This is a genomic window from Nissabacter archeti, assembly GCF_018257325.1.
Lineage (GTDB): Bacteria > Pseudomonadota > Gammaproteobacteria > Enterobacterales > Enterobacteriaceae > Chimaeribacter > Chimaeribacter arupi.
In genome coordinates this window covers 500,335-510,130 of the sequence record NZ_JAERKB010000001.1, presented here as the reverse complement: position 1 = coordinate 510,130, position 9,796 = coordinate 500,335, and the positions used below count along the sequence as shown (strand labels likewise).

Genomic DNA, 9,796 nt, shown 5'->3' with positions numbered 1-9,796 from the left:
TATTTTATCGCGAGCTATTTACTTTTCCCGAAACTGTGTTAATTTATCTCTAACGATGGGATTTGTGCATTCGTTAAGAAATTTAAGCCCTGGCCTGACCGCCGGGGCTTTTTGCTATTGTGTTTTCGCACCAATTTCCTGCATTTTCTTGATCACGCGGTTTAGCTCATCGTCGCTTAACGCGAGCTGTGCGGCCATGAAAAAAAGAATATGCGGAGACATAGCACGAGGAGACTCGCCGCCAGTATATTTACGCCACTGGCTGTTACTTGCAACGCCCGCCAGGTCGGCCATCTGATTGCCGGTATACCCCAGCTTGTCTTTGAGTTGGTTTAAATCTTCCGTAGTTGGCGGTGTGTAGTCGTTAATGAGTCGCATAAATCACCTGTAAAAAAGCCCCTTCCGGGGCTTCTGTTAAATAAATTTGAGCAGGACGGTAGTAATAGTTGCCACCGCACCAATCAGGCCGCTGGCTACAGCGATGGGATACCACATCGTTTCACGGTTCAGCTTAGAGGTTTCGGCAATCAACTTAGCAATTTCAGCGTTAATCTTTGCCAGTTCTGCTTGTGTCATCTCGTTAGTGCTCATCGTTCTTCCTTTCGGGTTTGGGCTGCGACCTGTTCGCTACCTCATGTGATAAATAATAGCCCCTTTGGTGCTAGCGGTCAAGGTTTATTTTATTCAAGGTTCACTCCGGTAGGTCTTTTGAGTTCTGCACAACGGTAAGGGCATTCAGTGGGTGATTTCGATCGCTTTAGAAACGTCGATTGCTCTTGACCGTTGTGTTGATATCTTCCTGAGTAATCCAAAATCGCCATAGAGCGACTTTTATTATCCACCCTCCGGTAAACAAATATGTTGACTCGGTAATCATTAATGCTTACTATGGTTGCATGTTCAACAGACAGGAGGAGTAGTGAAGCAAAGCGAGTTCAGGCGGTGGCTTGAATCTCAGGGAGTGGAAGTTTCAAACGGTACAAACCACTTGAAGCTGAAACTAAACGGGAAGCGAAGCGTAATGCCAAGGCATCCCGGCGCTGAGTTAAAAGAACCATTGCGAAAGGGCATAATCAAGCAGTTAGGCCTGAAATAACAAACCAGCCCTTCGGGGCTGGTTCTCGCGGAGATTCACTAAGACGATATGCGATACCCCATTAATCTAGAGCCATGTGAAGGCGGGTATTTTGTTTCATTTCCGGACATACCGGAGGCGCTGACCCAAGGCGATACGCGAGAGGAAGCGCTGGAGATGGGGCTGGATGCGTTGGTGACATCTTTCGATTTTTACTTTGAAGATAACCGAAGTGTTCCGGCACCTGGTGATATAACTGGTGACTTTGTAGAGGTGCCGTTAAGCGTTGCCGCTAAGGTAATGCTGCTTAACGCCTTCGTCGATGCTGGCTTGACGCAAGTTGAGCTGGCTAATCGCATGGGGGTTAAAAAGCAGGAAGTGACGCGCATCTTCGACCTGCACCATACGACAAAAATCGACACCATCCAGAAAGCGATGAGTGCTTTAGGTAAGCGGTTGGAACTAACGGTTGCCTGATTTAACTACCTTACTCAAAGGCTGCCTTCGGGCGGCCTTTTTCGTTTCAGCCCAACAGGTAAGGGTATTGCGACGCATTGCGGGGATGGTTTGAAAGATTATCCATAGACCCGGCAAACAGCAGTGCTCTTTCCGTTGTGGTGAATGCGCAGGCTGATGCGCGGAAGGCCCACGAAAGCTAAGATTTCGTATGCCGGATTTAACAGCACCGGCCACCACATCCCAACAGGCATTTATTGCTTGTAAAAAAGCCTCCCGAAGGAGGCTTCTCGTTACACCTTTAGTTCATTGGCCAGCATCTGAAGCGCCCTGGTAACAACTGCCGATTGAGGCTCACCAGTATGGGCTGCAAGGCGCTCCAGTAACGCGATGGTTTCGACGTTGAGCTTCATGCTCTTTACCTTCAAACCACGCCGTTCATCGCTGCGTTTTTGGATGTCAGTTATTGACCGAGCCATGATAAAATCCTAAATTATGGAGTGTGGGTTGGAGGGGATTTCTCCCCTCCGCCTGACTGTCTTAGTAAGCTGGGGAGCTAATCACTAAGAGAACAATCAGGATGATGATTAACTTCATCATAACCCTTCCTCATGTTGGCCTCTGCTTCGGTAGGGGCCTTCCCGTTTCAGCGTCTGGCTGATGGGATGATTATAGGTAAACCTATATTATAGGTCAACCTATATTTTGCATTCATACATATAAAAAATAAGGCTGCCTACGGGCGGCCTTTTTTCGTTTTAGCGCTCATGGATTTCCCCTGTTTAGTCCTGTGTCCTTTTACCGCGAGCGCTCTTTTATTTCTTTCAACAGCAATAGTGCCGGTCTTGCCGGGATTGCCGGAGACGGCCATGTCAATCACTGAACTAATTTTCACCAAAGAAACGCTCCTCAGTGTGGGTGGCGCTCTTTCTGTTGGCCTAAACGGATGGATGGCCTTTAGCCGCTACTGGATAAGTAACCGCGCCCGCAATGCTAACGACTCGCAGCAAGTGAACATGCTGGAGTGGCAAAGCAAGGCTCTGTTAGAAGCAAACACCAAAATCGACCAGTTGCGCGATGAGATAGAAGAGCGTGACGAGACAATCCGCCAGTACTGGAAAACCATTTCAGAAACTCAGGCGCGACTCCAAATCATCGAAAGCTCCCAGAAGCACCTTGAGATGCAGAATGACAGCCTTAAGGAGCAGGTAAGAGAGTTGACGATATCCAATATGAATCTGGTGAAAGAAATCACCGATCTTCGCACCTCATTGGGGGTTCAGCGATGAGCATTAAAAACTCTGAAGGGGAAACCCTTATTACCTGGCAAATGCTGCTGATAGTTATCAGCTCAGCGCTGGGGATATATCTCGCCGGTTGCTTCTCAGGATACTTCATTTCCAGTACGGAATATTCGTTAAGGGCAGATAAGCGGGACAAGACAGTCAATGACATCAGCAAGAAAGTAGACCGACTCCCTCAAGCGGTTAATGAAGCGGTCAAGGAGGGGGAAGGGAAATGACGAAAGACGACATTTTTAACGAAATCCTCGGCAAGGAAGGGGGTTACGTGAACAACCCCAACGACAAAGGCGGCGCGACCAATTGGGGCATCACTGAAGCGGTCGCCCGGGCGCATGGCTACACCGGCGACATGAAGAACCTGTCACGACAACAGGCGCTGAGCATTCTTGAGGCTGATTACTGGACTGGTCCACGGTTCGATCAGGTCAATGCCCTGTCACCGCAGATTGCGGCAGAGCTTTGCGACACCGGCGTAAACATGGGGCCGGCAGTAGCGGCTAAGTTCCTCCAGCGCTGTCTGAATGTATTCAATCAGCAGGCGACGCTGTACCCAGACATTGCGGCAGACGGCCAGATTGGCCCACGCACCATCACTGCTTTACGGGCGTTCATTGCGGCTCGCAGTCATGAAGGCGTTACGGTGATGCTCAAAGCACTAAACAGCCTTCAGGGTGCCCGTTATATCGAGCTTGCAGAAAGCAGGGTGGCTAACGAGACGTTTGTTTATGGCTGGATTCAGCAGAGGGTGGCGCTATGACATTCCTCATCTGGCTCCTGATTGTCTTGGCGATAATTATCGGCGTTCTGCTCATCCGCAAATACACCAATCTGGAGTTTGTAGCTCACGCCAAGCTGCTATTCAAAGCGTGGTCAGTGTGGCTGGGAAGCGCCGGCGCAGCATTAAGCGCGGCGATGCAGTTGATCCCCGATGCCGCCCTCACCGGATGGAACATGCTTCCGCCAGACATTAAGTCATTCCTGCCCCCAAATTACCTGAGCATCATCGGCTCATTCCTGATGGTGATGGCAGTGCTGGCGCAGTTCATCCGTCAGCGGAAGTTACTCAACCAGAAGCAACGACTGGACACGAAACCATGACAGCACTTCTCTCCGGATGGTGGTCAGAGATCCTGACTGGTCTCGCCGTTGTAGTTGCGCTGGTCGCGAGCTACTTCGGTGGCAAAAAGATCGGCACCACGCAGACACAGGCTAAAGCTGACGTAACCGCGGCTAAGGTCGAGTCTGCTCAGGTATCAGCTGTTGCTGAAAAGCAGAAAGAAAATGCACAGGTGGCTAAAGATGCTCAAACGAATAACGCTGCTCTCAGTGATGCTGCTAGCCGCAACAAGCTGCACTCCTCACGCTACAACACAGACGACTAGCCCCACGGTTACCGTTGATTCCAGCTGCACACTCTTCAGCCCTATCTACACCCACGGTAAAGACTCAGAGCTAATGGATATCCGCACCGTCCGGGCTATCAACGCTCACAACGATTTATACGACCGCCTTTGCGGAGAAAAGAAATGAACCCGCTCAAATGGCTACTCACCAAAGAGACAAAGGAACCTATCGTGACTGACACGATCACCACCGATACAGCAACAACCCCTGTTGCCGACACCGTAACCACTGCTGAAACGCCTGTTGTTGACCTGAAGGCTGAAGCAGAGCGTGTTTACTACGCCGCTGAGGACGTAGAGAAAGTCTTTGCTTTCGGGAAATATGCAGCGTCTGTATTTGGTGCAGAAGCATTTGCTGATTCGGTTGCGTTAGCCAAAACCTTCATCAAACCGGTTAAGCCCGCGTAATTAACCTGATTATAAAAAGTTCAGTTATTGCAAAGGGCAAGATAATGGGTTAAATTCCAGAAAGATGCAGAGCTGTGCCTATAAAAGGTTCAGCTCTTTTTTTTGCCCTAAACCCAGCCCTGACAGGTTTTCCTGCCGGGGCTTTTTTATTACCACTACTAAGAGGAACAACATGTTAACAATTAAAACTATCAACAAAGACAACGATATCTCGGTCCTTCAGGCCACAGGTGATGTCAGTTATGTACGAGGTTCCCGGATGATTTTCTTCCGGGGCTGGGCGGGCGGTGATGATGAAATGCTGCTTGATGAAGGTGAGGTAGCGTATGTCTGCAATGAGAAAGGCGTAACCGTAGCAACCTTCCAGTAGCAACTCACAAACCCTACGTTACAAAGGGCAATATCAGCCTCGCTACTCGCGGGGCTTTTTTATGCGCCTCGCACGCGCAAACAATAACTCGAGCCTTTCAGAAAGCTGAGCCTGAGAACAACCGTTGGTTTCATTGCGGCCTCTCGGGTGGCGGCTGTTCTGTGCGACAGGCTCATCTTCCTTAAAGGTAAAACGCAATGACATATCCAACAGTAATTGTGAACGGCGTATCGGTTCGCGTAGACAGTGAAGGACGCTACAACCTTAACGACCTGCACGCCGCGGCAGTGCTAAAGGGCGAGGCGAATGATTCCCAGCGGCCGAGCCTCTTCATGCGTAGTGCTCAAATCAAGCGGTTTGCTGAAGCTTTGACCGAAGCACAAAAATGCGCTTCGGTGCAGATCATCAAAGGTGGTCTGCAACAAGGTGTGTGGGGGTTAGAACTGGTGGCTATTCGTTATGCCGCCTGGCTCAGCCCTCAGTTTGAAATTCGAGTTTATGGAACGTTCCGTGAAGCCGTTTTGAATGGCATCAGTCATATGAACCAGTTAAACCGCCTCGATATGCTGATTGCTAACGAGAGCAAGGAGGTTAGCACCTGCGCCCGCACCATGAACAAATGGGGTAAGGGCGGACGCAAGGCGCTGCTGAACAATGCTCGCGAGCGAATCATCGAGCAGATGGATCCTGACATGGTGTCACTCATGGAAGAAAAAGCTGCCTAAGTTACATCCCTACATTCTGAGGGATGTAAAAGAGAGCCTCTTTCACAACGGCTTTCATCACAGGGCGCACTCAAACAGTACGCCCGATGATGAAAATTGGTTAATAGCATGTCTCAGCTTTTTTCCCACTCTTGAACTTGCTGGTCATAATCATCCCAGCTTGCAAAACCTATTGGGCGCTTAGGCTCGTCAAGATTGTGTCGTCGCATTCTCACCAGTAATACGCTTATTTGCGATACATGCTGTACTAGCTCAATTGGACTTCCGTCTTCGCGTACTCCTCTAAAGGAGATTAAAGATGGATTCCAGTAACCAATGCTAGTAAAGGTGAAAGTCTGTGTTTGACCAAAAGTAACCAACTGGCCACCTACTTCATATTCATCTTCAAGATCCCGATGGAAATCATTAATCCATTGAGTTAGTCGAAGATGAAACTCATTGGCAAAATTTCCGCTCACAGCAAAATTTTGTTGAGCTTGAGCTCTAATCTTTTGCAACTCATATTCACTTATAACTGAAGATGCATCGTAGGTATTGAGTGGATTCATTATTTTTTTTCCGGCTGAGACAGGAATGCATAATGGCACTCACCGACAAACAAGAAATGTTCTGTCGCGAGTACCTCATCGATTTGAACGCCACGCAAGCGGCCATTCGGGCGGGGTACAGCGATAACACCGCCCGAAAGATTGGCAGTGAAAACCTCACAAAACCAGACATTGCGCAACGCATCATCGACCTTAAATCAGAGCGCAACGAAAGGGTAGAGGTAAATGCAGACTATGTGCTGCGCCGCTTGGTTGAGATTGACGAAATGGACGTGCTCGACATCTTGAAGGATGACGGTGGTCTTAAAATGGTCCACGAGTGGCCGAAGGTCTGGCGAACAACGCTAAGTGGCCTGGATATTCTCACTACCGTCACCAACTTCGATGAAACGACCATGGAGAACATCCTGAAAAAGATTAAGTGGCCGGATAAGGTGAAGAACCTTGAACTGCTTGGTAAGCATGTGTCTGTTATGGCTTTCAAGGAGCAGACTACTCATGAGCATACGGGTAAAAACGGTGGCCCAATTGAGGCCGCGGTACTAAGCAAAGACGAATATAAGCAGGCTCGACGGGAGATGTTGGAGGATGACGACTGTTGAGCAGCGGAGCTATGCCCGCAAGATAGAGTGTGAAGAAGACGGCTTGTACTTCTCCCGTTATTTCTTCAAGCAGCGCACTGGCGGCAAGATGATTGTTGCGCCTCATCATAAGGTGATTCAGCAGACCCTGGATAGAGTAATTGATGGCGAGATTAACCGCCTGATCATCAACGTTCCTCCAGGTTATACAAAGACTGAACTGGCGACCATCAACATGATGGGGCGCGGTCTTTCATTGAACAATCGCTCCCGCTTTATGCACCTGTCCTATTCACACAACCTGGCGCTATTGAATTCCTCGACTGCACGCAGCATGGTCAAATCGCAAGCCTATCAGGCCATGTGGCCCATGATGCTACGAGATGATGCCGATAGTAAGGCTATGTGGTGGACAGAGCACGGCGGCGGTGTTTATGCATCATCCGCAGCCGGTCAGGTTACCGGCTTTCGTGCCGGCCACATGGAGCCAGGCTGGCAGGGCGCTCTGATCATCGATGATCCGGTTAAGCCTGATGATGCCTACAGCGAAACGGTTCGCGACGGTGTGAATAACCGTTTTAATGAAACCATCAAATCACGTCTGGCGATAGAGACAACGCCAATGATTGTGATAATGCAGCGTATCCACTATCACGATCTGAGCGGTTATCTGCTGAGAGGAGGTAGTGGTGAGCATTGGCATCATCTCAATCTGCCGGTAATCATCGACAACTCACTCAGCTATACGGAGCAGTACCCAGAGAACACCCACGCAATACCGATTGAGCACAATCTCCCTAATGGGTGGCTTTGGCCTTTCAAGCACAACGAGTCCCACCGCGTATCACTGTTTTCACATCGTCGCACTGCTGAAGCGCAGTACATGCAATGCCCACGCAGGTTTAATGCTGAGGGGGCTTTGTGGACTGAGGACATGATTGCCGCTGCGCACGCGCTCAATATCATAGAGACGCTTTCACGTACGGTAATAGCAATCGACCCGCAAGCCACCAACAGCGATGAAAGTGATGAAACAGGCATCGTTGCAGCCAGCGTTTATGGCACGGGCGACAGAAAGCAATATTCTGCAGACGGTGACTATAGCGGCAAGTACTCCCCCAATGGTTGGGCAACCCGCGCCATGGATGCTTACAAGCAGCATGATGCAGACGCCATCGTGATTGAAACAAACCAAGGTGGGGACATGGCAGAAGAAACGCTGCGCAATGCCGGCTTCCGGGAGCGGATCATCCGTGTTCATGCCAGTAAGGGTAAGTTTGCACGCGCTGAACCTATATCAGCGCTCTATGCACAAGGCCGTGTTGCACACCGAGGTAACCTTTATCAGCTGGAAAATCAGCAGATGGAGTACGTACCAACCACAGCAAAGAAATCACCTGACCGCCTCGATGCGCTTGTTTGGGCGATGACAGAGCTCAGCGGCCAGACACCTGGCGCAATCTTCTTCTAAGGAGCACTCAGTGAGTGAATTAAGCAGCGGGGAGCAATTCCTCGTAAACGCCCTCGCTCATGAGATAGGGCGGCAGCGGATGCTGTATGCCGGCCAGCCCGGCAACACGAAGCGTACAAAGCTGTGGGATGAGTTCGGCTACCCGGACAACCTTGAGTTCGACCGCTACTACCGTGCCTATGAGCGTAATGCCGTGGCGTATGCCGCAGTTCATAAGCTGCTGGATTCGTGCTGGGTAGACAAGCCGACCATCATTGATGGCGATGAAGAGAAAGAGTCTACCCAGACGACGCCATGGGAAAAGGCAGTCACCAAGTTACTGAACAAGCACTGGGCCAAAATCAAGGATGCTGACCGCCGCAATCTGGTAGGCCGCTATTCAGCGCTGCTGATCCAGTTTCGTGATGGCCGGGAGTGGAGCCAGCCAGTAGATACAGCCGTTGTCGCTCGCCTGAAAGAGAAGGGCATCGTCAAGCTTATCCCAGCATGGGAATCACAGGTTAAGCCTGGCAATTTCGATACTGACACGCTCTCTGAAACGTACGGGCAGCCCGTTTCCTACAACTTCAATGAGCAGCCGGTTGGTGACGATGGCACATACGGCCCCGTTCGGGGTGTTACGGTTCATCCAGATCGCATCATCATCCTGTGTGAAGGTTCGGAAGATGAAAACATGCTGTCTGGCATCCCTTACCTCCGCGCCGGTTACAACAAACTGCTCGACCTTGAGAAAGTATCAGGCGGGAGCGCTGAAGGCTTCCTGAAGAACGCCAGTCGCCAACTGGGAATCGCCTTCGACAAAGAAACCGATATGCAGACTTTGCAGGCGCAGGCAGAGAAGGCCGGGTTTAAAGATCTGGGTGAAGCGCTCAACGATAAGATTGCACGTATGAACCGTGGCACTGACGCTGCCCTAGTAATGCAGGCAGGGCAATCATCAGTGCTTTCTGTCGCGGCTGCAGACCCCGCGCCAACCTGGACAGTTACAGCTAACGAGTTCGCGTCGTCAATCCAATGTCCGTTCACCATCCTTTTCGGCCAGCAAACCGGGCGCCTTGCCTCTGATGAAGATAAATCAGATTGGGCTAAACGCTGCAATGGCCGTCGCTGGGGCTTCCAAACCGCTGTAATTCAAAGTGTGCTGGAGCGCTTCTGGACAATGGGTGTGATTGACACGCCATCATCCGGTGAAGTGACACTGGCATGGTCTGATTTACTCGCACCAAGCGAGAAAGAGAAGATTGGCAACATGCAGGCACTGGCAGACGTGGCGCAGAAAACTCAACAGGCATATGGCACACCGGCGATTACGCAAAACGAGGTGCGTGCGGCAGGTGAGCTTGAGCCTTTGCCAGAAGATGAGTTACCGCCTGAGCCACCTCCCGGAGACCCGCTAAGTGACGACCCAGAAGCTAATCCGGACACCGGTAATACCCCGCAATAAAGCAGACCCCA

Annotated in this window: 18 protein-coding genes; 13 read left to right on the top strand and 5 right to left on the bottom strand. The window is 50.5% G+C overall.

The annotated features are described in order from the left end of the window. Positions 1-114: 114 nt before the first annotated feature. A complete protein-coding gene (locus JK232_RS02305; RefSeq protein WP_101854414.1) occupies positions 115-378 on the bottom strand; it encodes a helix-turn-helix domain-containing protein in 264 nt (87 codons plus the stop codon). 36 nt (positions 379-414) lie between these two features. Continuing rightward, positions 415-591, bottom strand: a complete 177-nt coding sequence (locus JK232_RS02300; protein ID WP_165699889.1) for a hypothetical protein — start codon at positions 589-591, stop codon at positions 415-417. A 328-nt stretch (positions 592-919) separates the two neighbouring features. Between JK232_RS02300 and JK232_RS02295 the strand changes: the two genes are divergently transcribed. Together JK232_RS02295 and JK232_RS02290 are read left to right on the top strand one after the other, a co-directional pair. Beyond that, a complete protein-coding gene (locus JK232_RS02295; protein WP_101854413.1) occupies positions 920-1,096 on the top strand; it encodes a type II toxin-antitoxin system HicA family toxin in 177 nt (58 codons plus the stop codon). Positions 1,097-1,144: 48 nt separating this feature from the next. After that, on the top strand, positions 1,145-1,552 hold the full coding sequence (locus JK232_RS02290; protein WP_101854412.1) for a type II toxin-antitoxin system HicB family antitoxin: 408 nt from the start codon (positions 1,145-1,147) through the stop codon (positions 1,550-1,552). A 272-nt stretch (positions 1,553-1,824) separates the two neighbouring features. Here the strand turns inward: JK232_RS02290 and JK232_RS23110 are convergent, their stop codons facing one another. Together JK232_RS23110 and JK232_RS23050 are read right to left on the bottom strand one after the other, a co-directional pair. Further along, a complete protein-coding gene (locus JK232_RS23110) occupies positions 1,825-1,944 on the bottom strand; it encodes a ribbon-helix-helix domain-containing protein (protein WP_476739370.1) in 120 nt (39 codons plus the stop codon). A 127-nt stretch (positions 1,945-2,071) separates the two neighbouring features. Continuing rightward, the gene (locus JK232_RS23050; RefSeq protein WP_112041632.1) at positions 2,072-2,131 is read right to left on the bottom strand and encodes a type I toxin-antitoxin system Ibs family toxin; all 60 of its coding nucleotides are present in this window, start codon (positions 2,129-2,131) and stop codon (positions 2,072-2,074) included. 269 nt (positions 2,132-2,400) lie between these two features. Between JK232_RS23050 and JK232_RS02275 the strand changes: the two genes are divergently transcribed. The 8 genes from JK232_RS02275 (at position 2,401) to JK232_RS02240 (ending at position 5,741) form a co-directional block, all read left to right on the top strand. Continuing rightward, positions 2,401-2,820 (top strand): hypothetical protein, encoded by a 420-nt coding sequence (locus tag JK232_RS02275; RefSeq protein ID WP_101854410.1) that lies wholly within the window; start codon positions 2,401-2,403, stop codon positions 2,818-2,820. Then, positions 2,817-3,053: a hypothetical protein gene (locus JK232_RS02270; protein WP_212588737.1), complete on the top strand. Its 237-nt coding sequence runs from the start codon at positions 2,817-2,819 to the stop codon at positions 3,051-3,053. Before JK232_RS02275 ends, JK232_RS02270 begins: the two co-directional genes overlap by 4 nt. Further along, entirely contained in the window at positions 3,050-3,592 is a 543-nt protein-coding gene (locus JK232_RS02265) for a glycoside hydrolase family 108 protein (RefSeq protein ID WP_212588736.1), read from the top strand. Before JK232_RS02270 ends, JK232_RS02265 begins: the two co-directional genes overlap by 4 nt. Further along, on the top strand, positions 3,589-3,933 hold the full coding sequence (locus JK232_RS02260) for a DUF7940 domain-containing protein (RefSeq protein ID WP_212588735.1): 345 nt from the start codon (positions 3,589-3,591) through the stop codon (positions 3,931-3,933). Before JK232_RS02265 ends, JK232_RS02260 begins: the two co-directional genes overlap by 4 nt. Continuing rightward, on the top strand, positions 3,930-4,217 hold the full coding sequence (locus JK232_RS02255; RefSeq protein ID WP_212588734.1) for a hypothetical protein: 288 nt from the start codon (positions 3,930-3,932) through the stop codon (positions 4,215-4,217). Before JK232_RS02260 ends, JK232_RS02255 begins: the two co-directional genes overlap by 4 nt. 144 nt (positions 4,218-4,361) lie before the next feature. Beyond that, a complete protein-coding gene (locus tag JK232_RS02250) occupies positions 4,362-4,646 on the top strand; it encodes a hypothetical protein (RefSeq protein WP_212588733.1) in 285 nt (94 codons plus the stop codon). Between the two features lie 172 nt (positions 4,647-4,818). Continuing rightward, positions 4,819-5,016, top strand: a complete 198-nt coding sequence (locus JK232_RS02245; RefSeq protein ID WP_212588732.1) for a hypothetical protein — start codon at positions 4,819-4,821, stop codon at positions 5,014-5,016. 197 nt (positions 5,017-5,213) lie between these two features. Next, positions 5,214-5,741, top strand: coding sequence for a KilA-N domain-containing protein (locus JK232_RS02240; protein ID WP_212588731.1), 528 nt, complete (start codon positions 5,214-5,216; stop codon positions 5,739-5,741). A 113-nt stretch (positions 5,742-5,854) separates the two neighbouring features. On the opposite strand, the gene JK232_RS02235 is transcribed toward JK232_RS02240, so the two are convergent. Next, complete coding sequence (locus JK232_RS02235; protein WP_246538179.1) at positions 5,855-6,289, bottom strand: DUF6173 family protein; 435 nt, start codon at positions 6,287-6,289, stop codon at positions 5,855-5,857. Between the two features lie 32 nt (positions 6,290-6,321). Between JK232_RS02235 and JK232_RS02230 the strand changes: the two genes are divergently transcribed. From JK232_RS02230 to JK232_RS02220, 3 genes are read left to right on the top strand one after another with little or no spacing between them, the layout of a single operon-like run. Continuing rightward, the gene (locus JK232_RS02230; RefSeq protein ID WP_212588730.1) at positions 6,322-6,891 is read left to right on the top strand and encodes a terminase small subunit; all 570 of its coding nucleotides are present in this window, start codon (positions 6,322-6,324) and stop codon (positions 6,889-6,891) included. Continuing rightward, positions 6,878-8,341 carry a phage terminase large subunit family protein gene (locus JK232_RS02225; RefSeq protein ID WP_212588729.1) on the top strand — a complete coding sequence of 488 codons (1,464 nt, stop codon included), beginning with the start codon at positions 6,878-6,880 and terminating at the stop codon, positions 8,339-8,341. The genes JK232_RS02230 and JK232_RS02225 overlap by 14 nt, the downstream gene beginning before the upstream one ends. Before the next feature lie 10 nt (positions 8,342-8,351). Beyond that, a complete protein-coding gene (locus JK232_RS02220; protein ID WP_420847726.1) occupies positions 8,352-9,785 on the top strand; it encodes a DUF1073 domain-containing protein in 1,434 nt (477 codons plus the stop codon). Positions 9,786-9,796: the final 11 nt, after the last annotated feature.